Annotated in this window: 24 protein-coding genes, 1 tRNA gene and 1 riboswitch; of the genes, 16 read left to right on the top strand and 9 right to left on the bottom strand. The window is 62.1% G+C overall.

All coding sequences use genetic code 11. The features are described from left to right. Position 1: 1 nt before the first annotated feature. The 4 genes from AC07UB_RS09750 to AC07UB_RS09735 all read left to right on the top strand — a co-directional run bounded on the left by AC07UB_RS09750 (position 2) and on the right by AC07UB_RS09735 (position 3389). Positions 2–298 carry a hypothetical protein gene (locus AC07UB_RS09750; protein ID WP_492791672.1) on the top strand — a complete coding sequence of 99 codons (297 nt, stop codon included), beginning with the start codon at positions 2–4 and terminating at the stop codon, positions 296–298. 18 nt (positions 299–316) lie between these two features. After that, complete coding sequence (locus AC07UB_RS09745) at positions 317–832, top strand: DinB family protein (protein ID WP_492792754.1); 516 nt, start codon at positions 317–319, stop codon at positions 830–832. A 174-nt stretch (positions 833–1006) separates the two neighbouring features. Further along, positions 1007–2047 (top strand): lysylphosphatidylglycerol synthase domain-containing protein, encoded by a 1041-nt coding sequence (locus AC07UB_RS09740; protein ID WP_492791673.1) that lies wholly within the window; start codon positions 1007–1009, stop codon positions 2045–2047. Positions 2048–2084: 37 nt separating this feature from the next. Beyond that, complete coding sequence (locus AC07UB_RS09735; protein WP_492791674.1) at positions 2085–3389, top strand: ATP-binding protein; 1305 nt, start codon at positions 2085–2087, stop codon at positions 3387–3389. A gap of 143 nt (positions 3390–3532) precedes the next feature. Here the strand turns inward: AC07UB_RS09735 and AC07UB_RS09730 are convergent, their stop codons facing one another. Beyond that, the gene (locus AC07UB_RS09730; protein ID WP_492791675.1) at positions 3533–4039 is read right to left on the bottom strand and encodes a GcrA family cell cycle regulator; all 507 of its coding nucleotides are present in this window, start codon (positions 4037–4039) and stop codon (positions 3533–3535) included. A 557-nt stretch (positions 4040–4596) separates the two neighbouring features. On the opposite strand from AC07UB_RS09730, the gene AC07UB_RS09725 reads away from it, so the two are divergent. The 3 genes from AC07UB_RS09725 (at position 4597) to AC07UB_RS09715 (ending at position 7940) form a co-directional block, all read left to right on the top strand. Next, positions 4597–5820, top strand: coding sequence for an aspartate aminotransferase family protein (locus AC07UB_RS09725; RefSeq protein ID WP_492792755.1), 1224 nt, complete (start codon positions 4597–4599; stop codon positions 5818–5820). Then, positions 5817–6743 (top strand): ornithine carbamoyltransferase, encoded by a 927-nt coding sequence (gene argF, locus AC07UB_RS09720; protein WP_492791676.1) that lies wholly within the window; start codon positions 5817–5819, stop codon positions 6741–6743. The genes AC07UB_RS09725 and argF overlap by 4 nt, the downstream gene beginning before the upstream one ends. A gap of 192 nt (positions 6744–6935) precedes the next feature. Further along, positions 6936–7940 (top strand): Hsp33 family molecular chaperone, encoded by a 1005-nt coding sequence (locus AC07UB_RS09715; RefSeq protein ID WP_492791677.1) that lies wholly within the window; start codon positions 6936–6938, stop codon positions 7938–7940. On the opposite strand, the gene apaG is transcribed toward AC07UB_RS09715, so the two are convergent. Beyond that, positions 7937–8329 carry a Co2+/Mg2+ efflux facilitator ApaG/CorD gene (gene apaG, locus AC07UB_RS09710; protein WP_492791678.1) on the bottom strand — a complete coding sequence of 131 codons (393 nt, stop codon included), beginning with the start codon at positions 8327–8329 and terminating at the stop codon, positions 7937–7939. The two genes, AC07UB_RS09715 and apaG, sit on opposite strands and share 4 nt — an antisense overlap. Before the next feature lie 271 nt (positions 8330–8600). On the opposite strand from apaG, the gene AC07UB_RS09705 reads away from it, so the two are divergent. From AC07UB_RS09705 to AC07UB_RS09695, 3 genes are read left to right on the top strand one after another with little or no spacing between them, the layout of a single operon-like run. Continuing rightward, the gene (locus AC07UB_RS09705) at positions 8601–9833 is read left to right on the top strand and encodes an OpgC domain-containing protein (protein WP_492791679.1); all 1233 of its coding nucleotides are present in this window, start codon (positions 8601–8603) and stop codon (positions 9831–9833) included. Continuing rightward, on the top strand, positions 9830–10594 hold the full coding sequence (locus AC07UB_RS09700; protein ID WP_492791680.1) for an SGNH/GDSL hydrolase family protein: 765 nt from the start codon (positions 9830–9832) through the stop codon (positions 10592–10594). The genes AC07UB_RS09705 and AC07UB_RS09700 overlap by 4 nt, the downstream gene beginning before the upstream one ends. Further along, positions 10594–11520 (top strand): SGNH/GDSL hydrolase family protein, encoded by a 927-nt coding sequence (locus AC07UB_RS09695; protein WP_492791681.1) that lies wholly within the window; start codon positions 10594–10596, stop codon positions 11518–11520. Before AC07UB_RS09700 ends, AC07UB_RS09695 begins: the two co-directional genes overlap by 1 nt. 136 nt (positions 11521–11656) lie before the next feature. Here the strand turns inward: AC07UB_RS09695 and AC07UB_RS09690 are convergent, their stop codons facing one another. Then, positions 11657–12874 (bottom strand): O-succinylhomoserine sulfhydrylase, encoded by a 1218-nt coding sequence (locus tag AC07UB_RS09690; RefSeq protein WP_492791682.1) that lies wholly within the window; start codon positions 12872–12874, stop codon positions 11657–11659. A 70-nt stretch (positions 12875–12944) separates the two neighbouring features. Further along, positions 12945–13024: riboswitch (SAM riboswitch) on the bottom strand. A gap of 99 nt (positions 13025–13123) precedes the next feature. Here AC07UB_RS09690 and AC07UB_RS09685 point away from each other — a divergent pair. The 3 genes from AC07UB_RS09685 to AC07UB_RS09675 all read left to right on the top strand — a co-directional run bounded on the left by AC07UB_RS09685 (position 13124) and on the right by AC07UB_RS09675 (position 17726). Beyond that, a complete protein-coding gene (locus AC07UB_RS09685) occupies positions 13124–14230 on the top strand; it encodes a 2'-deoxycytidine 5'-triphosphate deaminase (RefSeq protein ID WP_492791683.1) in 1107 nt (368 codons plus the stop codon). Between the two features lie 153 nt (positions 14231–14383). Then, positions 14384–16168: an acyl-CoA dehydrogenase family protein gene (locus AC07UB_RS09680; protein WP_494652781.1), complete on the top strand. Its 1785-nt coding sequence runs from the start codon at positions 14384–14386 to the stop codon at positions 16166–16168. Positions 16169–16292: 124 nt separating this feature from the next. Continuing rightward, a complete protein-coding gene (locus AC07UB_RS09675; protein ID WP_494652779.1) occupies positions 16293–17726 on the top strand; it encodes an MATE family efflux transporter in 1434 nt (477 codons plus the stop codon). Between the two features lie 9 nt (positions 17727–17735). On the opposite strand, the gene AC07UB_RS09670 is transcribed toward AC07UB_RS09675, so the two are convergent. The 5 genes from AC07UB_RS09670 to AC07UB_RS09650 all read right to left on the bottom strand — a co-directional run bounded on the left by AC07UB_RS09670 (position 17736) and on the right by AC07UB_RS09650 (position 21459). Next, on the bottom strand, positions 17736–18947 hold the full coding sequence (locus AC07UB_RS09670; protein WP_494652776.1) for an EAL domain-containing response regulator: 1212 nt from the start codon (positions 18945–18947) through the stop codon (positions 17736–17738). Positions 18948–19201: 254 nt separating this feature from the next. Then, positions 19202–19594, bottom strand: a complete 393-nt coding sequence (locus AC07UB_RS09665) for an SRPBCC family protein (RefSeq protein ID WP_494652774.1) — start codon at positions 19592–19594, stop codon at positions 19202–19204. A 29-nt stretch (positions 19595–19623) separates the two neighbouring features. Continuing rightward, complete coding sequence (locus tag AC07UB_RS09660; protein WP_492791688.1) at positions 19624–19983, bottom strand: VOC family protein; 360 nt, start codon at positions 19981–19983, stop codon at positions 19624–19626. Positions 19984–20006: 23 nt separating this feature from the next. Then, on the bottom strand, positions 20007–20858 hold the full coding sequence (locus tag AC07UB_RS09655; protein ID WP_494652772.1) for a helix-turn-helix transcriptional regulator: 852 nt from the start codon (positions 20856–20858) through the stop codon (positions 20007–20009). A 10-nt stretch (positions 20859–20868) separates the two neighbouring features. Beyond that, complete coding sequence (locus tag AC07UB_RS09650; protein WP_494652770.1) at positions 20869–21459, bottom strand: methylated-DNA--[protein]-cysteine S-methyltransferase; 591 nt, start codon at positions 21457–21459, stop codon at positions 20869–20871. Between the two features lie 134 nt (positions 21460–21593). Here AC07UB_RS09650 and AC07UB_RS09645 point away from each other — a divergent pair. After that, positions 21594–21667: transfer RNA gene (locus AC07UB_RS09645), tRNA-Gly, on the top strand. 30 nt (positions 21668–21697) lie between these two features. Here the strand turns inward: AC07UB_RS09645 and AC07UB_RS09640 are convergent. Beyond that, the gene (locus tag AC07UB_RS09640) at positions 21698–22150 is read right to left on the bottom strand and encodes an RrF2 family transcriptional regulator (protein ID WP_492791691.1); all 453 of its coding nucleotides are present in this window, start codon (positions 22148–22150) and stop codon (positions 21698–21700) included. Positions 22151–22284: 134 nt separating this feature from the next. Here AC07UB_RS09640 and AC07UB_RS09635 point away from each other — a divergent pair, with 134 nt between their 5' ends. Next, the gene (locus AC07UB_RS09635; protein ID WP_492791692.1) at positions 22285–22830 is read left to right on the top strand and encodes a group III truncated hemoglobin; all 546 of its coding nucleotides are present in this window, start codon (positions 22285–22287) and stop codon (positions 22828–22830) included. Positions 22831–22937: 107 nt separating this feature from the next. Further along, positions 22938–24116, top strand: coding sequence for an NADH:flavin oxidoreductase/NADH oxidase (locus AC07UB_RS09630; RefSeq protein ID WP_492791693.1), 1179 nt, complete (start codon positions 22938–22940; stop codon positions 24114–24116). The last annotated feature ends 14 nt before the right edge of the window (positions 24117–24130 follow it).

The raw sequence follows: 24130 nt of genomic DNA, 5'->3' as shown, positions 1-24130 counted from the left end.
CATGATCTACCTTGCGACATTCAATTGGGGCTGGATCCTGGCGGCAGCGCTGGTCGGCCTTGCAATGGGCTGGATCGCGGTGGTGCAGCGCGGGCAGGGGTGGACCATGGTGACGCTGCGCAAGGTCGCGGTGCTGGTGGCGGCGCTGATCCTCGCGTCGGTGTTTCATCTCGCGCCCGGCCGCGCCGGCTATTGGCTCGACCTCGGGCTTGTGATGTTCGCGGCTTATGTCCTGGGTTGCGCGCTGGGCTCCTGGTTGCGCAGCCTTGTGGTCGCGCGGCACACGGCCGCAGGCTGACACAAGATGGCAAGCGGCCTGACGTCGCATTTCCGCATGCTTGGCCATTACAATGCATGGGCGAACGCGCGGCTGTATGAGGCCGCCGGCCGTCTCGGCGAGGCGGATTACCGGGCCGATCGCGGCGCCTTCTTCAAATCGGTCCACGGCACGCTCAATCATCTGCTCGCGACGGATCGAATCTGGATGAAGCGTTTTACCGGCGAGGGCGATGCGCCGGATCGGCTGGATGCGATCCTGTGCGAGACGTTCGGTGCGCTTCGAATGGCCCGCATGGCGGAAGACGCCCGGATCGTGGCCTATGTCGAGGGGCTGGACGATGCGCGCATTGCCGGAACGATTTCCTATCGGCGTGTCTCGAGCCCCGAGCAATTCGTGCAGGAACTGGCTCCCGCCCTGGCGCATTGGTTCAATCACCAGACCCATCACCGCGGTCAGACTCATGCGCTTTTGACAGGGCTCGGCGAGCCGTCCGCCGAACTGGACTTGCTGTTTTTTCAGCGCGAGCAAGTCAAATCGGCCTCATGGTCCTGACACGGAGGCGACACCGTTGCGGTGCAATGGACGGCGATCGTGTCACGGTATTGTTAACGTGACTTCCGGCGCGTGAATGGGCTCAAATTGATCACGCCGGCCTCGCGGTCATCGAGCCGGTCTGCTAGGACAGCATCTAACGGGACAATGTGCTGATCGAATTTCGAGGTCTGGATGCTGGAGACACTACGCGGGGCTATCGCGTACTTGCGCGAGAAGCAGATCCTGCACAAGCTGGGCGTTGCGATCAGCATCGCGATCATCGCCACGGCTTGCTTCATCCTCTACGAGATGTTGAAGGGTCTCGACACCGACGACCTCTATGAGGCGCTGCGCGAAACCGAAATGCGCACCGTGGTGCTCGCGGGGCTCTGCGTCGCCGCCGGCTACTTCACCCTGACGTTCTACGATCTGTTCGCGCTGCGCGCCATCGGCCGCACGGAAGTGCCGTACCGGATTGCCGCCTTCGCCGGATTCACCAGTTATTCGATCGGCCATAACGTCGGGGCCAGCGTCTTCACCGGCGGCGTGGTGCGGTATCGCGTCTACTCGGCATGGGGGCTTTCGGCCGTCGATGTTGCGAAAGTCTGCTTCCTGGCCGGTCTCACCTTCTGGCTTGGCAACGCCGCCGTGCTCGGTCTCGGCGTCGCCTATCATCCTGAAGCTGCGGCTTCGATCGACAAGCTCCCGATCTGGCTCAATCGCCTTGCCGCCATCTGCATCCTGATCGGCCTCACGGTCTATGTCGCGTGGGTCTGGATGAAGCCGCGGGAAGTCGGGCGCGGAAGCTGGACCGTCACGCTGCCCGGCGGCCCGCTGACGCTGCTCCAGATCGTGATCGGCATCGTCGATCTCGGGTTCTGTGCGCTGGCGATGTACATTCTGGTGCCCAATGAGCCCCATGTCGGGTTCGTCGTCGTGGCGGTGATCTTTGTGTCGGCGACGCTGCTCGGCTTTGCCAGCCATTCGCCCGGCGGCCTCGGCGTGTTCGACGCCGCGATGCTGGTCGGCCTGTTTCAGTTCGACCGGGAAGAACTGCTGGCCGGCATGTTGTTGTTCCGGGTTCTTTATTATCTCGTCCCGTTCTTTATTTCTGTCATCTTGCTCTCGCTTCGGGAGCTTATTGTCGGTCTCCGGGCGAAGCGGGTCGCAGCCGCCTTGCAGCGGCTCGACGATGCCGCGAAACCGCAGGCGACACGTTCTCCGATTTCGTGACGCGGCTGTATCGGGTCACGCGGAACAGGTACGGCGCATGACGATGACATCTCCGGGTTCAGGTTTCGCGCCGTGGTCCGACCGGCTGCGGCGGTCGGCGATTATTCTGATCGCGACGGCGCTTGGCCTCGCGGCGTCGGTGATGTTCGGCGGTCTCACGCTGCCGCAAGCCGGGCTGGTGTTTCTGGTGATCGGGGGCGCGGCGCTGGTGCCGTGGCATCTGCATCAGTCCGTTCCGGCAGCCGATGATCTGATCGGCGTGCGGCCGGCGGAAATGCCGGTGGTGGCGTCGCTGGTCGGCGGCATGCCCGATGCGGCGGTGCTGCTGGATCGCGCCGGGCGCGTGCTGCATTTCAATATCGCCGCAGCACAACTCGCGCCGGCCCTGCGCAGGAATGAACTCGCGCTGTTCGCGCTGCGCTCCCCGGAAATCATCGCGGCGCTGCGCGAAGCCATTGCGAGCCGCCAGCCGCAGCGCGCGAGCTATGTGGATCACGTTCCGATCGACCGCTGGATGGAATTGATCGTGACGCCGCTGTCGCTGCCGACCGCGTTCGGCGGCAGCGAGTACTGTATCCTGATGACATTCCACGATCAGACGCCGCTGCGCCGGGTCGAGGAAATGCGCGCCGACTTCGTCGCCAATGCGAGCCACGAACTGCGCACGCCGCTGGCGGCGCTGTCCGGCTTCATCGACACGCTGCAAGGTCCGGCGCGCGAGGATGCCAAGGCGCGCGACCGTTTTCTCGGCATCATGCACGCGCAGGCGACGCGCATGGCGCGGCTGATCGACGATCTGCTGTCGCTGTCGCGGGTTGAACTGAGCGCTCATGTGCGTCCCGAAAAGATGGTCGACGTTGTGCCGCTGGTCCGTCAGGTGATCGACGGGCTGGAGCCGCTGGCGAGCGAGCGTCAGGTGAGCATCGAACTCGAACTGCCCGAGACGCCCGTGCAGATTGCGGGCGAAACCGAAGAACTACTGCGGGTGTTTGAAAACCTGATCGAGAATGGTCTGAAGTACGGCGCATCCGGCGGCCGCGTGGTGGTGTCGCTGACCGCGCCCTCCCCGGAGGATGGCGCCGGCGAGGTTCGCTTCGCGGTGCGCGACTTCGGTCCCGGCATTCCGCCCGAGCATTTGCCCCGGCTAACGGAACGGTTCTATCGCGTCGATGCCGGCGACAGCCGCGCGCAAGGCGGCACGGGTCTGGGCCTGTCATTGGTCAGGCACATCCTTATTCGTCATCGCGGACGATTGCTGATCGAGAGCGTGTTCGGACACGGCGCGACCTTCACCGCCTGCTTCCCGGCGACCAGGTCTGCGACGACGGCAGCGAAGGAATAGCGCGAACGCGGCCGCAGTTCTGCCGCATGGTCGCAAAGCCGCCTTTTGCAGCCAGCTCCGCCGCCACTTCGCAACAAAAAAGCCTCATCGATCCGATGAGGCTTTTCTGCATTGTATGTCACGCAAGCGATTGAGATTTTCGCCTACTTGGTCGGCCGCGAGGTGCGGCGGCGATCCGAGGCCGGCTGATAGGCCACGCGCGAATGATGCGCGCAGTAGGGGAGGCTGTTGAGCGCTTTGCCGCCGCAGAAAAAGAAGTCCGCGCTGCCCGGATCACCGACCGGCCAGTGGCAGGTGCTTTCATTCAGTTCGAGCAGGCTGAGGCGCTGGCTCATCGGCACCACGTTGTCGTAGGCGATCGGATCGGGCTCGGCTTCGACATCAAAGGCATGGGCCAGCGCTGTATTGCCGCGCGACACCGGGCGATTGATCCGCATCATGTGCTGCGCGGGACGCACCTTGCGCTGCCGTGGCGCTGCCGAGGAGGGGCTCTTGGCGCGGCCCGACAGGCCGAGCCGGTGAACCTTTCCGATCACGGCATTCCGGGTGATATTTCCGAGTTCGGCGGCGATCTGGCTTGCCGAAAGTCCGGATTCCCAAAGCTTCTTCAACTGCTCAACGCGATCGTCGGTCCAGCTCATTACCGTCATCGCACTCTTCCTTTTGTATCGCGCCGGCCATTTTTGACGCGGCGTCGCGATTGCCAAATTCCCGAAATCCCTGCGGGCAGAATCCCTTAGCCCTCGCCGGTTGCATGAAAAGCGACCGGGCGTTTACGCCGCACCGAAGACAATCGAGGATCAGAACCGCCGCACGAGATGTCGTACCCAACGCCAGGAATGCTACAATATGGCGTGACTCACGCGCAAGAGTCGGGCTTTGCGCGTCCACATGTTCCGGTCAAAAAGCAAATAAATTCGATCTTTGTGAGACATCCTAAACAGAGGTTTTTTTGCCCCAAGCCGGGTGGCGCGACACTGGATTGGGTCTGAAAATGCCGGAATATGCCCTTGCCGCAGCGACAACCAGGCCTTCGCCGCGCCTCCGCGAGCCCTTGTGTGGATTGACACCACAGGGCTCGCCAATAGAATAACCGCCACGTGCCGCCTTTTCGGGCGGCACGTTTCGTTTCCGGGGCAAGCAACTGAGCAACAAGCGCGCGGACGCGCTCGCAAAGCTGTTGGCCCATACCATCGATCAGGTCGCCATGAGCCAACATGCCAAGCCGCATCTCGACTCCCACATGTTGCCGGTTTTCGCCCGCGCCGACGTGGCGTTCGAGCGTGGCGAAGGGCCGTGGCTGATCGCAACCAACGGCGACCGCTATCTTGATTTCACCAGCGGCGTGGCGGTGAACGCGCTCGGCCATGCGCATCCGCATTTGGTCGCGGCAGTGCAGGCGCAGGCCGCGAAACTGTGGCACGTCTCGAATCTTTTCACGATTCCGGAAGGCGAGCGGCTGGCGACGCGCCTGTGCGACGCGAGTTTCGCCGACGTGGTATTCTTCTGTAATTCCGGCGCGGAGGCGATGGAAGCCGCCATCAAGATGGCGCGGAAATTCCAGGCGGTGAACGGCAAGCCGGAGCGCTACCGGCTCATCACGTTCGAGGGCGCATTCCACGGCCGCACGCTCGCGACGCTGGCCGCAGGCGGACAGCAGAAATATCTCGAAGGTTTTGGACCGCGTGTCGAAGGCTTCGATCAGGTGCCGCTCGGTGATCTCGACGCCGTGAAGAAGGCGATCGGACCCGAGACGGCGGGCATCATCATCGAGCCGTGGCAGGGCGAAGGCGGTGTGCGCGCAGCCGATCCCGCGTTCTTCCGCGCGCTGCGGCAGCTCTGCGACGACAACAAACTGGTTCTGGTGTTCGACGAAGTGCAGACCGGCATGGGCCGCACCGGCACCCTGTTCGCCTATGAGAAGACTGGCGTGGAGCCGGACATCATGGCGCTGGCGAAGGCGCTCGGCGGCGGCTTTCCGATGGGCGCGTGCCTAGCCACGGTTGCGGCTGCGGCCGGCATGACACCGGGGACTCACGGCTCGACCTTCGGCGGCAACTTGCTGGCTGCTGCTGCTGGCAACGCCACGCTCGATGTGATGCTGGCGCCGGGATTCTTCGACCATGTGCAGCGGGCGTCGCTGGTGCTGAAACAGAAACTCGCATCGATCGTCGATCGTTACCCCGACGTCGTCGATGAGGTGCGCGGCGATGGTTTGCTGATCGGCTTGAAAGCGGTGGTTCCGGCGGGCGATCTTGTCGGTGCGCTGCGCGATGAAAAGCTGCTGACGGTCGGCGCGGGCGAAAATGTGGTGCGGCTGCTGCCGCCGCTGATCGTGACCGAGGCCGAGATTGAGGATGCGGTGTCGCGCGTCGAGCGCGTCTGCGCGAAGCTGACGCGGATTTCGGCGCGGCGAGAGGCTGCGCGATGAGCAAGTCCCCGCGTCATTTTCTCGACCTGTTCGATGTGCCGACCAAGGAGTTGCGCGCGATTCTCGATGCCAGCGTGGCGATGAAGAAGAAGCGCAAGGCCGGCGACACGTCCAGCAAGCCGCTCGATGGCAAGACGCTGGCCATGATCTTCGACAAGCCGTCGACGCGCACCCGTGTGTCGTTCGATGTCGGAATGCGCCAGCTCGGCGGCGAAGCCATCATGCTGACCGGTGCGGAGATGCAGCTCGGACGCGGCGAAACAATCGCCGATACCGCGCGCGTGTTGTCACGCTTTGTCGACGCCATCATGATCCGGATTCTCAATCACGAAGCGCTGGCCGAACTCGCGGCGCACGCCACGGTACCGGTCATTAATGGCCTGACCCGGCGTTCGCATCCCTGTCAGGTGATGGCGGACGTCATGACCTTCGAGGAGCATCTCGGCCCGATCAAGGGGCGCACGGTGGCGTGGACCGGTGACGACAACAACGTGCTGGCGTCGTGGGCGCACGCTGCGGAGCGCTTCGGCTTCAACCTGAATATCGCGACACCGCCAGAACTCGCGCCCAACAAGCTGCTGAAGGACTGGATCAAGACGACGGGCGCGCCGATCGTGCTTGGCAATAAACCCGAGGACATGGTGCGCGGCGCGGATTGCGTCGTCACCGACACCTGGGTGTCGATGGGCGACAAGGACGGTGAGCACCGTCACAACCTGCTGAAGCCCTATCAGGTCAACGCCAAGTTGATGTCGCTGGCGAATCCCGACGCCATCTTCATGCACTGCCTGCCGGCCCATCGCGGCGACGAGGTCACCGATGAAGTGATCGACGGCCCGCAGTCGGTGGTATTCGACGAAGCGGAAAATCGCCTTCACGCCCAGAAGGGCATTCTGGCCTGGTGCCTGCACGCGATTGGCTGAAGCTGCGCGTTTCTGTCGTCATGTTCCGGCGGCAGGCGAGTCATCTCTGGTCCTTTTTTGGGGAACGAAGCACCCTATATAGGGCGGGCGATCCTCGACCCACCACTGCGTTGCGGCTGGAAATCGAACCGGACATGGTTTGAGTTTCTGCTGCGGCAATCTGCTTCCTCCTGATCCGAGAATGCTTCCGACATGACGCCTGAAAGCCAAATTCGCGCTCCCTCCGCAACGCCGGTGGATGATGCCGTGCTGCCCTTCGAGGTCAGCGCGCTCGACGTGCGCGGCCGGCTCACGAAGATGGGACCGGCGCTCGACGAGATCTTGACCAAGCACGATTATCCGGCGCCCGTCGGCAAACTGCTCGGCGAAGCCATCGTGCTCACGACGCTGCTCGGTACGACGTTGAAATTCGATGGCCGCTTCATCCTGCAAACCCAGACCGATGGCCCGGTGTCGATGATCGTTGTCGATTTCCAGGCGCCCGATCGGCTGCGCGCTTATGCTCGGTTCGATGCAAGCAAGCTTGAGGCGGGCCAGGATTCGGCCGCGCTGCTCGGCCACGGGCATCTTGCGATGACCATCGATCAGGGCCCGGACATGAGCCGCTACCAGGGGCTGGTTGCGCTGGAGGGCGGCAATCTGGAAGACGCCGCGCATGAGTATTTCCTGCGCTCCGAACAAATTCCGACGCGGGTGCGGCTCGCCGTCGGCGAAGAGTTTCGCGCCGGCGACGGTCCGAAGCATCGCTGGCGCGGCGGCGGCATGTTGATGCAGTTTCTGCCCAAAGCGCCGGAGCGCGCGCGGCAACCCGACCTGCATCCTGGTGATGCGCCGGAGGGCGCTGTCGTGCATGACATTCCTGAAGATGATGCATGGGCCGAAAGCCGCTCGCTGTTCGGCACCATCGAGGATGTCGAACTGATCGATCCGGATTTATCGGGAGAGCAGTTGCTGTTCCGGCTGTTTCACGAGCGCGGCGTGCGGGTGTTCCCGACGCAGCCGATTCTTGCCAAGTGTTCCTGCTCGCGCGATGCGGTGGCGGGGATGCTTGCGAGTTTCACGCCGCAGGATCGCGCGGACATGGTCGAGAACGGCAAGGTGGTCGTGACCTGCGAGTTCTGCAGCTCGGTTTATGAGTTCACGCCGGACGAGGCCGGCGTGGTGACGGTTTCAGAAGAAGGGCGCGCTGAAAATTAATTCAGCGTCCGCTTGTGGTCGGGGCTGTCGAGCGAGAACGCGGGGATGTCGATGTCGAAGGGCTCGCCGTCCTCCGTCACCATCTGGTAGCTGCCCGACATGAAGCCCGACGATGTCTGAAGCGGGACGCCGCTGGTGTATTCGAACCGCTCGCCGGGCTCGAGAACGGGCTGCTCGCCGACCACCCCTTCGCCACGGACTTCCTGGCTCCGCCCGGTTCCGTCGGTGATGATCCAGTGCCGGGTCTTGAGTTGGACGGTCTGGCTGCCGGAATTCACGATGGCGATGGTATAGGCCCAAAAGAACCGGCCATCCTGCGGCGACGAGCGCTCGGGCAGAAAGCTCGGTTCGACGATGACTTCGATCTGACGAGTCACGGCGCGGTACATGCGGTCCGTCCACGGTCTGGTTGCATCATGGCAGATTCTCCATCCTAACCTAAGTGCTGCCGACCGGGTTTAAAGCGGGTAGGCTGCTACAGGATACGCAACTGTCCCGACCATTGTTTCACCACCGTCTTTATCCAGCATGGTCTGAGGGTCGTCTATTTGAATGCCTTCAATTTGAATACCAGCAATTTGCGGGCCGCCCCGATCTTTCGTAAAACCGGCGTCGTGGATCGCAGGTTCGTATCGTTCTTATGGCGCCGCATGGAATGAAATGACGCTCGTGACGACCCAGATCACCGATCAGGCGATGGCGGATGCGACGACCGCAAAGGCCGCGGCCCTCCCGGTTGCCGTGGGTGAGCGGGAGCTGCGCCTCGATCTGTTTCGCGGCATGGCGCTGTGGCTTATTTTCGTCGATCACCTGCCGCCGAATATCCTGACCTGGTTCACCATTCGTAATTACGGCTTCAGCGACGCCACCGAAATCTTCATTTTCATTTCGGGTTATACGGCGGCTTTCGTTTACAGCCGCGCGATGCTGAGCAGGGGCTTTGTCGTCGCGAGCGCGCGCATCTTCAAGCGCGTGTGGCAGATCTACGTGGCGCACGTTTTTCTGTTCACGATTTACCTTGCGGAAATCTCCTACATCGCGACGCGATTTGAGAACCCGCTCTATGCGGAAGAAATGGGGATTCTCGATTTCCTCAAGCAGCCCGACGTGACGATCATCCAGGCGCTGCTGCTGAAATTCCGGCCCGTCAACATGGACGTGCTGCCGCTCTACATCGTGCTCATGATCTTTCTGCCGGTGATCATCTGGCTCATGCAGCGCAAGGCCGATCTCGCGTTGGCCTTATCTGTACTGCTCTATGCCATCACATGGGAGTTTGATCTTGCCCTGCCGGCTTATCCCAACGGCACATGGTTCTTCAATCCGTTCGCCTGGCAGCTTCTTTTCGTGTTCGGGGCCTGGTGTGCGCTGGGCGGCGCAAAGCGCATGGCGCGCATTCTGTCCTCACGCATTACGCTGTGGCTTTGCATTGCCTATCTCGTGTTTGCGTTCTGTGTAACGCTGACCTGGCATGTGCCGCAGCTCAACGTTTTCATGCCGCGCTGGCTCGAAAGCTGGATGTATCCGATCAACAAGACCGATCTCGACGTGCTGCGCTTTGTTCACTTTCTCGCATTGGCGGCGATCACGGTGCGCTTCCTTCACGCCGACTGGCCCGGCCTCAAGTCGCCGTGGCTCCGCCCCGTGATCCGGTGCGGCCAGCATTCGCTGGAAATATTCTGCCTTGGCGTCTTCCTGGCGTTTGCGGGACATTTCGCTCTGGCCGAGATTTCCGGCGGCGCATGGATGCATTTCTTCGTCAGCCTCGCCGGGATCGTGATTATGTCCGGCGCTGCGTGGCTGTTTTCGTGGTACAAGACGGAGATCGGCAAGGGCGACAAGCGTGTGAAAGGCGCGGATAGCGATGCCGATCTCGCCGGAGGCGGGTCATGAGAAAGATGCTGATCGCAGCGGTCGTGATGGGCCTTCTGGCGTTCTCTCCTGTGAAGGCGGAGGACGGCTGCGCCGTGCCCGCGTATCTCCTGGCGACGGAGAATGCGCTTCCCAAGGTGGCTGATGCGGTCAAGACCAGGAAGCGGCTCGAAATTCTCGTCGTGGGCAGTGGTTCTTCGGCGCTCGCGGGCCCCGACGGGGTCAATGCATCTTATCCGGCTCGGCTCGAGGCGGCGTTGCGCGAGATATTTCCAGGCGTGACGATCAACGTGAGAACCGATCTGCGAAGCAAGAAGACGGCGGCCGAGGCGGCCTCGAATTTCGGAGACTTGATCGAAAAGCTCCCACAGGATCAGAAGCCGGATCTCGTTATCTGGCAAACCGGCACCGTCGACGCGATACGGGGGGTCGATCCCGACGATTTCCGGAGCGCGCTTGAGGGTGGTGTTGGTGCGTTGCAGAAGACCGGTGCAGATGTCCTCTTGATGAATCTCCAATACAACCCACGTATGGAGACGATGCTCGTGGTTTCGCCATACAACGATACGATCCGAGTTGTCGCGCAAGAGCATGAGATTCCGATGTTCGATCGTTTTTCGATCATGCGGCACTGGAATGACGCAGGCGATTTCGACCTGTTTGGTTCGGCTCACGGATATGGAATGGCGAAGCGGGTTCACGATTGCATCGGCCGCGCGCTCTCGTCGCTGGTTGTCGAGGCGTCGCGCCTCAATCCGGCGGAGCTCAGGATTCAACGTTGATGCGTTTTGATGATCGGTTTGTGTTTGCCGCGTTGGCGGTGGCGATGATGTGCGAATTATTGGGTACGTCCCCGGCGCTGGCTCAGGCGGCGCCGAATGAAGCTGCACCCGCAGCGCCTGCGCAGCAGAAGAGCCTGACCACAAAAGCGATTGAAGCGGCGAAGAGCGCTGCCAAGGGCGCAGGGGATATTCTCACCCGCGTTCCATGCCTGCCCGCCAAGGGATTGAAGGACGTTCCGGGTTCGCTGCCCCGCGTTGCGCGGCGAATCGCGGCGGGCGAGCCGGTTACCATCGTTGCGTTCGGCTCGTCGACCACGGTGGGCTTCGGTACGTCGTCACCCGCCTATACCTATCCCAACCGTCTCGCTGACCAGTTGCGCCGCAAGTTTCCGACCGCCGACATCAGCATCATCAATCGCGGCATGGGCGGACAGGATGCCCCCGAAATGATGAAGCGGTTCAACGCCGCCGTGCTCGATGCCAATCCGGATCTCGTGATCTGGCAACTCGGCACTAACACCGTCGTCAAGGGTACGGCCAGCGATATCGCCGCGACGGCGGCGCTGGTGGAGGACGGAATCTCACGTCTTCAGGCCAAGGGTGTCGATGTTGTGCTGATCGATCCGCAATACGTTCCTGCGGTCGCCTCGAAAACGGAAAACGCCAGCAAGATGGTGAAGGTGATCGGCGAGGTCGCCAAGCTCAAGAACGTGGCGGTGTTCCCGCGTTTTGAAGTGATGCGTCAGTGGCACGAAGACGAGAAAATGCCGTTCGATAAATTCGTGATCGGCGACGGCCTGCACATGAATGACTGGGGCTACGCCTGCTTCGCCCAGCTGCTCGGCGACACGATCATCAAGTCGGTCGGGCAGGTGAAGGCCGGGGTCAACATCCCGAGCAATGTCATGACCTACCGCCCGATGTGAGAGCGAAGGGCTTTCCTATTTGTCATTGGGGCTTGATCCGGCAATCCACCTTCTCGAAAGTTTTTTAGATGGATGCGCGGGTCAAAGGCGAGCGGAAGCGACGCCGTTCTTTGCCCGCGCGGGTCGGGGTTTCGACTCACGCCTTCTCGAGTCCTGCAGTGAGATCCTCGATCAGATCGTCCTGATGTTCGAGCCCGGCCGAGAAGCGAATGAATCCTTCGCTGATGCCGAGTTCGGCGCGCGCCTCCGGTGTGAGACGCTGATGCGTCGTGGTCGCCGGATGCGTGACGATGCTTTTTGAATCGCCGAGGTTGTTGGAAATCCGCGCCAGTTTGAGTGCATTGAGCGTGCGGAACGCCGCCGCCTTGCCGCCCTTCACCTCGAAGCCGATCAGTGTCGAACCTGCGCGCATCTGCTTCTTCACTATGGCGGCCTGCGGATGATCGGCGCGGCCCGGATAGATCAGCCGCGAAATTTTCGGATGTTTCGCCAGCACGTCGGCAATCGCTCCCGCCGTCTCGGTCTGCGCCTTGACGCGGATGCTTAGCGTCTCGAGTCCCTTCAGCAGCACCCAGGCGTTGAACGGCGACATGGCAGGGCCGGTCTGGCGCAGGAATGTATGGATGTGCTCCTGAATGAAGTCATCCGACGACAGGATGATGCCGCCGAGGCAGCGGCCCTGGCCGTCGATGTGCTTGGTCGCCGAATACACCACGACATCGGCGCCGAGCGCGAGCGGGCTCTGCCAGATCGGCGTCGCGAATACATTGTCGACAATCAGCCGCGCACCGGCGCTGTGTGCGATCTCGGCCACCGCTGCGATGTCGACCACATCGAGGGTCGGGTTGGTTGGGCTTTCGAGGAAACAGGATTTGGTGTTCGGCCTCATCGCCTTTTGCCACTGATCGAGATCGTGGCCGTCGACCAGCGTGGATTCGATGCCATAGCGCGGCAGGAGATCCTCCACGACATATCGGCATGAGCCGAACAGCGCCTTGGCCGCGACAACGTGATCGCCGGTTTTCAGCGGGGCAAGAATTGCGGTGGTGACGGCGGCCATACCGGTGGCGGTGGCGCGCGCGGCTTCAGCGCCTTCAAGTTCGACCATGCGCTGCTCGAACATCGCGACTGTCGGATTCGAGAACCTCGAATAAAGGAAGCCGGGGTCCGCGCCGGTGAAGCGTGCTTCGCACTGCTCGGCGGTGTCATAGATAAAACCCTGCGTCAGGAACAACGCTTCGGAGGTTTCGCCGTACTGTGAGCGCAGCGTGCCGGAATGCACGAGGCGGGTCTCGGGGCGATAGTTGCGGGTGGGGGATTGCGGCTTTGCCGCGGGCGTCTTGGTCTCGGACATGTGCACTCCATCGTGGCCACCCTGCGGTGGACACAAAAAAACCGGCCTGGAAATTAATCCATGGGCCGGGATCACACTGTCCCCGGCCTGTTTAGCGAGTTATTTAACGTGGCTGCAAGCCGGCCGGCTCAAATGACCACGGGATAAGTCCTAGGCTTAATCCCGCATGGTCTTTCCGTCAAGCACCTCATCGGATAACGGGTAAACGTGGGTTTTGCCCGACATGACAGGCAGATAGGGATTGAACAGGTGGCTTTCACGCTCGCCCCCGGCGCGACAGGAATTCTGCCCGACCGCATGATCGCGGCGATGGCGGATGCCGGATTGATCCTGCCCGAATACCCGTTCGTTGAAAGTCAGATCCAGCCGGCCAGCCTCGATCTGCGCCTTGGCGCGATTGCCTATCGCGTGCGTGCGAGCTTCCTGCCGGGGCCGGACATCACCGTCGCGCAGCGTATCGACGAATTGAAGCTGCACGAGATCGACCTGTCCGATGGCGCGGTGCTGGAGACCAACTGCGTCTACATCGTGCCGCTGCTGGAAAGCCTTGCGCTGCCGCCGACGATTCTCGCAGCCGCCAATCCGAAAAGCTCGACCGGACGGCTCGACGTCTTCACGCGCGTGATCGCCGACGGCACGCGGCGCTTCGACATGATCGCGGCGGGCTATCACGGCCCGCTCTACGCGGAGATCAGTCCCAAGACATTTCCGGTGCTGCTGCGCGAAGGATCGCGGCTATCGCAGATCCGTTTCCGCGTTGGTCATCCGTTGCTCGATGCCGATGAACTGCACGCGCTGCACGCGGCCGAGCGCCTGGTCGACAGCGACGACGCCGATCTCGCCGGTGGAGTGGCGCTCAGTGTCGACCTCAGCGGCGAAGGCTCCGACGGATTTGTCGGTTATCGCGCCAAGCGTCATACCGGCGTGGTCGATGTCGACCGCCGCTCCGGCTACACCGTCGGCGAATTCTGGGAGCCGATCCGTGCACGGCCGGATCGCAGCCTGATCCTCGATCCCGGCGAGTTCTATATTCTTGCTTCCAAGGAAGCGGTGCAGGTGCCGCCCGATTTTGCCGCCGAGATGGTGCCGTTCGATCCGCTGGTCGGCGAATTCCGCGTCCACTACGCAGGCTTCTTCGATCCGGGCTTCGGCTACGCAGGCGCCGGTGGGCAGGGTTCGCGCGCGGTGCTGGAAGTGCGCTCGCGCGAAGTGCCGTTCATTCTCGAGCACGGCCAGATCGTCGGCCGTCTTGTCTACGAGAAAATGCTGTCGCGCCCGGACGCGCTTTATGGCCAGAAGATTGCGTCCAACTATCAGGGGCAGGGCCTCAAGCTGTCGAAGCATTTCCGGACCTAGGCATTTCGGGATCCGATTTTTCGCAGTTCCGCTCTGCGGATTATATCTTCGAGCGGCACAGTTCTCCCATGTCGGTCCGATCTTCAGGCATGCTTGCCGTTGCACGTCAAATGCCGGATCATTCCCGAGATAAAGATCGTTCGGGAGAACGCCATGACCGCCGCAGCGAAGCCTCTGAGTGCGCCCGCGCCGAAATCGGAACTTGGCCTGATCGCGCCTGACACGTCGGGCATGAATTTTTATCGTGCCGACCCGGTCCTCGCCGATCTGTTGCGCGTCCATCTTCCTGCGGCGCTGTTTCAGCACATCGAGCCGCATCTGGATCGTCTCGGCGCGCTCGCCGGCGGTCAGCTCGATGAGTGCGCGCGGCTGGCCGACAAGCATGGCCCCGTGCTGCATCAGCGCGACCGGTTCGGTAACGACCGGCAGTGGATCGAATATCATCCGGCCTACCGCGAACTCGAACGCGCCGCCTACGGCGAATTTGGCATCCACGCGATGTCGCATCGCAAGGGTATTCTCGGCTGGGCGGAGACCTATCCGGCGGTCGCCAAGCACGCCTTCACATTCCTCTTTAATCAAGCCGAGTTCGGACTCGGCTGTCCGATCAACGTGACCGATGGCGCGGCGCGGTTGTTGTCGCGTTTCGGCGACGATGCGCTGAAAGCAAAGTATCTCGACGGCCTCACGCAGACCGACATGGGCAAGCTCACGCAGGGCGGGCAGTTCATGACGGAGAAGGAGGGTGGCTCCGATGTGGGCAAGCTCACCACCACGGCAGTGCAGGAGGGCGATCACTGGCGGCTGCACGGCGAAAAATGGTTCTGCTCGAATGCGGACGCCGAAGTCGTGATGTTGCTGGCGCGGCCCGAAGGCGCTGTCGGTGGCACTCAGGGCGTCGGTCTGTTCCTGATGCCGCGGCGGCTCGATGACGGATCGCCCAACCATTATCGCATCGTTCGCCTCAAGGATAAGCTCGGCACCCGTTCGATGGCATCGGGCGAAATCAAGCTCGAAGGCGCGATCGCTTATGCCGTAGGGTGCCTCGATCGCGGCTTTGTGCAGATGGCCGAGATGGTCAACTGGTCGCGGCTCTCGAATGGCGTGAAGTCTGCGGCGCTGATGCGGCGCGCCCATCACGACGCCAACACGGTTGCCAACAATCGTGTGGTGTTCGGTCGCCGCATCATCGACATGCCGCTGGCGCGCCGGCAACTGATGAAGATCATGCTCGCGACCGAACAGGCGGTGTCGATGAGCTTCGTCACCGCCGATGCGCTGGATCGCGCCGAGGCAGGCAGCCAGGATGCGGCGGCATTGTTGCGCGTGCTGACGCCGACGCTGAAATATCGCGCCACGCGCGACGCCCGCAAGGTGTGCGGCGACGCGCTCGAGATGCGCGGCGGCATCGGTTACATTGAGGAGTTCGCGACGCCCCGGCTGCTACGCGACGCTCATCTCGGTTCGATCTGGGAGGGCACAGGGAACATCGTCGCCCTTGATACGCTGAAGCGTGCGGTTGGTCGTCACGGCGCGGAAGCCGCACTGGGCGCGGATTTGCACGCGCGGATCGACGATACTGCAAGCATTCCGCAAGCCTGGCGCGACCGATTGCGCGGCCTGACCGACAAGGCTATCGGCTTTGCCCGCGAGGTGGCGGGCCGCTCCGAAAACGAAGCGGAGGCGCGCCGCGCCACCAGCACGCTTTATCATGTCGCGAGCGCTGTGACCTTCGCATGGGAAGGCAGCAGGATACACGCGATGCGCGGCGATGCCCGCCGCCTGCTGTTGTCGCGGCTGGTCGTCGATCATCGGCTGACCGCGCAGGACCCGTTTGCCGTCCTGTCCGACGGGCGGGGTGACGCCATTTCCGATCGGCTGCTTGGCGACCGGCCGGTGGCGATGGCCGATGCGTCGGCCCTCCTCGAACCGGCCTGAACGGGTTTGTTCGGAGCAGCGGATAGCCGCCATGCGCACCGGTCGCGTTGCCGAGCGGTATTTCGGTGGTAAGTGTCGCTGACAAGCGGCTGCGATCATAAACGATAGCCGCGCAGGGGAGTGCATGTCCGAGCTTGGGGTTGCCGAGATACCTGTCGTGGTGGTGGACACCAAGCCACCGTTGCCGCCCATCAAAGGGCCGACCAGGAATCCTCTGCTTGATGGGCCGATCCTCTCGACATTGCTGAAGCTGGCGGCTCCCAACGTCATAGCGCTCACCGCCGGCACCTGTGTCGCGATTGCCGAAACGTCCTATATCGGCCGCCTCGGTGTGGAGCCGCTCGCGGCGATGGCGCTGGTGTTTCCCTTTGTCATCCTGATGATGACCATGTCCGGCGGCGCGATGGGCGGCGGCGTGGCATCCGCGATCGCGCGCGCGCTCGGCGCCGACGATGCCGGGCGCGCCTCGAGCCTGGCGATCCACGCGCTGATGATCGGCCTGTGCTTCGGGCTGGCGTTCACGGTCACGATGCTTGTGTTCGGGCCGTGGGTGCTCGCGATGCTGGGAGGACAGGGCCGCGTCTTGAGCGAAGCCGTTGGCTACGCGCAGATCTTTTTCGCTGGCGCCGTCATTCCGTGGATCATGAATATGCTGGCGGCGCTGCTGCGCGGCACCGGCAACATGAAATTGCCGTCGGCTATCATTCTCACTTCTGCGCTGTTTCAGATTCTGCTCGGCGGCATTCTGGGCCTCGGGTTCGGGCCCGTGCCGCAGTTCGGGATGCGTGGCGTCGCCGCCGGAACGCTGATCGCATTCTTGATCGGTGCTGCCATCATGACATGGTATCTGCTGTCGGGCCGTAGTCGCGTGAAGCTGAATTTCAGGGGCTTCCGGTTTCAGCGCGCAATGTTCTACGACATTCTGAAGGTGGGCGCGGTCGGTTGCTTCTCTCCGCTGCAAATAATGCTGACGGTGACGATCTTCACGCACCTGCTGGCGAACTTCGGCACCGAAGTGCTGGCCGGTTATGGTATTGGCGCGCGGCTGGAATTCATGCTGACGTCGCTGGCGTTTGCAGTCGGAATTGCGTCGGTGCCAATGATCGGAATGGCGATCGGCGCCGGCCGTATCGAGCGGGCGCGGCGCATCGCATGGACCGCCGGAGGCCTGTCGTTCGTGGCGGTCGGTGTGTTTGGCGGGTTCTTCGCCGTTTTCCCGGATATCTGGGTCAATCTCTTCACCGATAACGCGGCTGTCCGCGCCGCGGGCCGTCAATACCTGTCTACGGCAGCGCCCTTCCTCGGGTTCGTCGGGCTTTCGATCTCGCTCTTCTTCTCATCGCAGGGCGCGGCTAAAGTTCTTGGCCCGGTGCTGGCGCAGACGGCGCGACTGGTCTTCGTCATTGCCGGAGGATGGTGGCTGATGTCGCAGGGCGCGAGCAGCCCGCAATTCTTCTGGCTGGCGGCAGCGTCCATGGTTGTGCTCGGCGTTCTTGCAGCCGCCGCTGTGCGGTTCACCGACTGGGGATCGAGAGCTTCATCCGCCGCCGCTGAATGATCGGGACTGTTACGCGAGGGCCGTGACCGGGCGCGACAGGGTCGCGCGTGCGAATTTTTTCGCGTTGGCCGGTTTGCCAAACAGATAGCCCTGCGCCAGATCGAAACCCATTTCGTGTGTGGCGACCAGATCGGACCTCGTCTCCACGCCCTTGGCGACAGTGCGCGCCCCGGACCGGTCCGCAAGCTCAAGGATGCTGCGGCAGACCGTTTGCTTCAGCCGGTTGTCGGCGCAATCGGTGACGAATTCGCGGTCGACCTTCATTTCGACAAACGGGAAACTTGGCAGATCCGCGAACAAGGGCCAATCGACGCCGACGTCGTCGATGGAGATGGCGATGTTATGAAAGCGGACGCGTTTGGCGACATCGATGGCCAGGTCGATATTTTGAATGATCTCGCTGCTTTTCACTTCAATGATCAGACCTCCGAACGCCGGATGATCAGGGATCTGGCGGCAGAGTCCGCTGACTGAAGCCGGATCCTCGAGAAAGCTGATCGGCAGGTTGATCGAGAGATCGACGGGACCGTACTGGTCGACGAAATAGTGCCAGTCCTCCAGCGCGCGGTTCACCACGAACTCCGACAACGCCTTGAACTGCGGGTCACTTGCGTCGGGAATGAAGGAGGCGGGAGGAACGACGCCCCACGCCGGATGACGCAGACGGATCAGCGCTTCGGCGCCGCGAGGCGCCAGCGTATGCGCGTCGATTTTCTGCTGATACCAGAGTTCCAGCCAGCCGGCCTTGAGAGCTTCCGCGACATCGACGGGCGGGCTCGGCGGAGCCTTGACCGGAAGCAAGGTGGCCACGCTGGAGCGCAACCCGTCCGCGCTGAACGGGGTGGCAAGCGGCGGCAGCATCGCGATGCTGATTTCCTCACCGAGCTGGCGCACTGCATTGAGGACGATCGAATCCTTCGGACCGATCAGCAGCACCTTGCCGGTGAACTGCTTGCTGGTAAGGGCTTTCAGGATATGGCCAGCTTGAGTGCCGTCATGCGGTATTCCAAGCACTACGAGGTCAGGCAAGTGACGGTCGAGCAGTGCGGGAAGTTCGTCGGCGGCCGCGCATTCGCACGCGATGAAGCCGAGCTCATCAAGGGCTTCCGCGAGAAAGGTGCGAATATGCCTTTTTTCGTCAACAATACACACACGCGGCGTCACCTTACGCAGGCCGAACGTCGCTACCGTGTCTGCTTCCGCAAGTTTCGAATTCTGCATTCGCGACTCTCCGTGCTCTTCGAGGAGAATGTCTTAGCGTCACGGGGCGGTCGCAAATGTGGAATTGCCGAACCATCCACTTGTATAATTCGGTAAGGTTAAAGGTGCGAAAGAGATTCGAATTTAAGCGATTAAATTCGAGCAGTTTGTTTGTATCCCGCTTGTTCAGTGCGGTTTTGCCGTCTCGCACAGGAGATGTGCGGTTTACTCCGGCTTGTCGCCGGAATGTGTCGCGCGCATATCGTCCGGCAAACTCAGTCTTCGAGTTTGTGCTTCATCTTGATAACGGCTTCGTCCATTTGCGCGCTTATATATGGCGCGATTTCGTTCGGCAGCACATCGACAGTCCAGATAAATCGGCTGCGCCCCTCGCCATCATCGAGAATCTGCACGGAAGCGCTGTGTTGCTTGATGCGTTCGCCGATGATGGCATAGACGAGCCGGCGTCTTGTGTCGTCGCAATCGACCAGCAGTTCGCGGGCGACCGTGCCGTTCGCGAATGTCACGATTCGTGTATCGCCGTCCATTTTGCATTCGGTCACGAAGCCCGGCGCGAGCCGCGTGTGCACGGCAGGAAAGTCGCGCACCGCCTCCCAGACGCCGTCAGAGGGCGCAGCAAGTAGGATTTCTTTGTGAATTGACGCCATGGATCGAGCTCTCGCAAGTTGCAGACGGTTTAAGTGCAAACGGCTTCGACGTTGTTGCCGTCCGGATCGATCAGGAAAGCGGCGTAGTAGGTGGGGCTGTAATCCGCGCGCGGCCCCGCGCCGCCGTTGTCGCGGCCGCCGGCCCTGAGCCCCGCTGCGTGAAACGCCTTGATGGCATCGTGATCAGCGGCGCGGAACGCGACATGCGCGCCGGGGCCTTCCGGCTCTTTTGAAACATGCAGCCACAGCGCGGGCGCGTCTTTCGGTCCAAATCCTGCGCCACTGTCGTCGCGTGAGCACAGCACATGGCCGAGCGGTGCGAGCGCCGCGGTATAGAACCGCACGCTGGCATCGAGGTTTCTGACTTTCAGTCCGATATGGTCGTACATGATGATCTCCCTGATTGTGGAGATCAGCCTACGGCGGCGGACTGTAACCGTTCTTGGAGAATCTTGCGGTCGCCGCGCGCGGCCTCGCGAAAGCGCCGGGGCGAGACGCCGGCGGCCCGATGGAAGGTGCGCACGAAATTCGACAGGTCACCGAAACCGACGTCGAATGCGATCGATGTGATGGATCGCGCATCGTCGGCCAGAAGCCTGGCTGCATGGCGCAGCCGCGAGCGCACCAGATATTGATGCGGGGTCACGCCGAGCACGTTGGAAAACAATCGCAGGAAATGAAACGAACTGATCCCGGCCGCCGATGCGGTGGCGTCGAGATCGATGTTGTTGTCGGCGTGGGCATCGATCCACAGCGCGCTCTCGACCGCGCGTCGGCGGTCGCGGGTCGTGGCCGATTGCGTTTTCTGCGATTTCCCGGATGTCGCTTCGACGAAGCGATTCACGAACAGCATCGCGGCCTCATCGATCCCAATGTCGCTGTCGCCGCGTCCCGCCGCTTGCGCGAGTTCACCATAGACCATCAGTTCCGGCAGCGGCGGCACGCTGCCGAGGCGCAGCGCATCTGTGCGCAGACCCATGTCATCGGCCAGCGCGGGGGCGAGCTGGAACGACAGGCATTCGTCGCCGCAGACATGGTGATCATGTGAGCAGATGTACTCGTCGCCCGCGTGACCGACCATCACAGCGCCTGCCACAAGCTCGTAGCTGTGGCCGTGTGTGTCGTAGCCGAAGCTGCCTTTGCGGACATAGGACAGCGAGTGACATGTGTGCTGTTCGAGGAACGGAGCGTCGTCCGGTCCCATGTTGCACCGGTAGGCGACCACGGAGAGCGATGCGTTGTGCAGCAACGAGGTGACCTGCATACGCGGAATTCTAGCTGCGCCGCCGTCGCGGGGCAATCGACAACCCGGGATCGAACAGCATCGGCGCGTCCTCGGATGCATGGCCAGCGATGCGCGCGCGTTCAATGGAAAGCATCCGGAACTTGGTGGTGACCCCGCCATTGGCCGAAAAGCCGCCGGTCTTGCCGTTCGCGGCCAACACCCGGTGGCAGGGGATCACGATGGGCAATGGATTTTCGCCCAGCGCCTTGCCGACGGCCCGGGACAAGAGCTTGTCGCCGAGTTGTGTGGCGATATCGCCGTAAGTCAGCGTCGCGCCGGGCGCGATGGTCCGGGCGATGTCATAGACGCTGCGGCTGAAGGCAGGAATTTTCTCCAGGTCGAGAACAATGAAGGAAAGGTCCCTTGCTTCGCCGCGCAGAAGTCCCGCCATTGCGTCGCAGGCCTGCCGGACATGATCCGGCATTGTCGCTTCCCGCGCGCCGGGTGCCTTTTGCCGGATGCGCGCGCGGGTTCGGGCGTCGTCCGCTTCCGGCAATTGCACGCCCAGCAGGCCCCGGTCGCCCCAGGCGACGCCGCAGCGGCCGATCTCCGTATCGAACAATGCAAAACCGGTCGTCATTGCGTTCCAGACTGGCATGGCTGAGTTCATGATTCTTGGAGAATCTTGCGCTTTTCGAGACCCCACGCCACCCGAATCCTGTCCGGGAAGCCATCTTGCGGCGGCTCGCCGGGTGTGGCTAAGGTCGGCCTTGTGCGGGTGTAGTTCAATGGCAGAACGGCAGCTTCCCAAGCTGCATACGAGGGTTCGATTCCCTTCGCCCGCTCCAGCCTGCCTGTGACCGTATCGACGAATTTAATCAGTGCGGCGAAGGGCCAGGGGAAATCCCGAGCAGGCTCCCAAGTCGGGCGCGGGGGCGCACCAGGTCGGCGAGCGAATAGCCCTCCAGAACCTCCATGAATGCATCGCGGGCCTTCGCCAGCGCGCCTTTGAGAACGCAGCAAGAGCCGATCGCGCAAGGTACATCGAGCGGTTCGAAGCACGATGCGATCGCCATGTCGGGCTCGGTGTACTGCACCACGTCGGACAGCAGGATGTCTTCCATCGGCTTTGCCAGCCGCAACCCTCCGCCGCGTCCGCGCACGGTTTCGACATAGCCGCCGACGCCGAGTTGATGAGCCACCTTCATCAGATGATTTTCCGAGATGTCGTAGCTCGCCGCGATCTCCGCAATCGTCGCCAGCCGGTCCTGCTTCACTGCGAGATACATCAGCATTCGCAGCGCATAATCGGAATATGACGTCAGTCGCATGTCAGCCTCGTATCTGGATTATAAGATATATTTCAAATATTGCTTTATGGCAAGTCCTGTCATAAGCTGCCTTGAGCACTCACTTGAAGGACTGCTCCAATGCGCAAATTCGTTTCGCCAGGTGACATCATCGCGTGGCCATTTTTACTGCCGGGCAATATCGCCTCTCGCGCGATTGGCTCTGCCGAACACAGCTCGCTGGTGCGGATGCTGGTCAATTCGCTGGTCTGGACTGTGCTTGGCGTCGTGGTGGTATGGGTTGTCGCATGATGGGCCTGACAAAAAAACATGACCGTGTTTCCGAGGATAACATTCGGCAGCTCGTCGATGCGTTCTACGTCAAGGTGCGTGCGGATCCCGAGTTGGGACCGGTTTTTGCAACCGCGATCCCCGGCGATTGGCAGCCGCATCTGGAAAAGATGTATGCCTTCTGGTCGTCCGTCATGCTGACAAGCGGACGTTACAAGGGGAATCCGGTCGTCAAACATTTCGCGGTGGATGGAATGCGGTTCGACCTGTTTGCCGTCTGGCTGAAACTGTTCGGCGAAACGTGTGAGGACATGTTTGACGACACAGTCAGCGCCGTTTTTCGCGAGAAGGCCAATCGCATTGCTGAAAGCCTCAAGCTGGCGCTCTTCTATAGGCCGGATCGGGCGTGGCCGCCGCAGGCGTCGGACTAGACCGCGCGCGCCAAACCGCTTCGTCCCAGGCGACAAGAGCTGTTCCTTGGCTTTCGCAGGCGGGCTGTTAAGTTGGGCCCTCCAATGATCCAATTAACAGAGGCCTGATGTCACAGCCCCGCTTGTTCACGCCAATCGCGCTCCGAAACATTACCGCCAAAAACCGAATCGTAATCTCGCCGATGTGCCAGTATTCGGCGGAGGACGGTGTGGCGAACGACTGGCATCTGGTCCATCTCGGCAAATTCGCGCAGGGCGGCGCCGGAATCGTGATGACGGAAGCAACCTCCGTGAATCCCGAAGGCCGTATCACTCATGGTGATCTCGGCCTGTGGAACGACGCGCAAATTGCACCGCTGAAACGCATCGCGGCGTTTCTGCGCGCCAATGGCTCGGTGCCTGCGATCCAGTTGGCTCATGCCGGCCGCAAGGCCAGTATGCAGCGGCCGTGGTATGGCAACGCCGCACTCACCGCCGCAGATCACGCGCGTGGCGACAAGCCGTGGATCATCGTTGCGCCGAGCGCCATTCCCATGGGCGACGGCTGGCTGATGCCGCACGAACTGACCGAACTGGAACTGAAGCAGCTGTGCGAGGATTTTCGTCTTGCGACGTTGCGGGCGGTCGAGGCGGACTTCGACGTGCTCGAGCTTCACTGTGCTCACGGTTATCTGCTGCACGAATTCCTCTCGCCCCTGTCCAACAAGCGCAGCGATGCTTACGGCGGCGACCGCGCCGGGCGGATGAAATTTCCGCTCCAGATCGTCGAGACGGTGCGCGCGGCGTGGCCCAAGGATCGTCCGCTGTTCGTGCGCATCTCGTCGATCGACGGCATCGACGGCGGTCTGGATATTTCCGACTCAGTCGCGTTCGTGAACGAAGCGAAGGCGCGGGGCGCCGACGTGATCGACTGTTCGTCCGGCGGATTGATGGGATCGGCCACGGCGGCCCGCATCCCGCGCGGCTACAGCTTCCAGGTGCCGTTTGCCGAGCAGATCCGCAACGAGACCAAGGTCGCCACCATGGCGGTCGGTCTGATCCTGCATCCGCAACAGGCCGAAGACATCGTCGCCGAAGGCAAGACCGACCTTGTGGCGGTGGGCCGCGAGGCGCTGTTCGATCCGAACTGGCCGCTCCATGCCGAACTCGCGTTGCGCGACACCAAGGGCGAGATTGGCGACGGCACGTTCGACTCCTGGCCCAAGCAATACGGCTGGTGGCTGGAGCGCCGCGAGCCGGGCCTGCGCAAGCTCAACGGCCCCGCATTGCCATTTCGCAAGGTTTAGGCGACGCTCCGGTT

It is taken from the genome of Afipia sp. GW821-FHT04G03 (genome assembly GCF_059419985.1).
The sequence above is the reverse complement of the archived record's forward strand: the minus strand, read 5'-3'. Positions and strand labels throughout refer to the sequence as shown.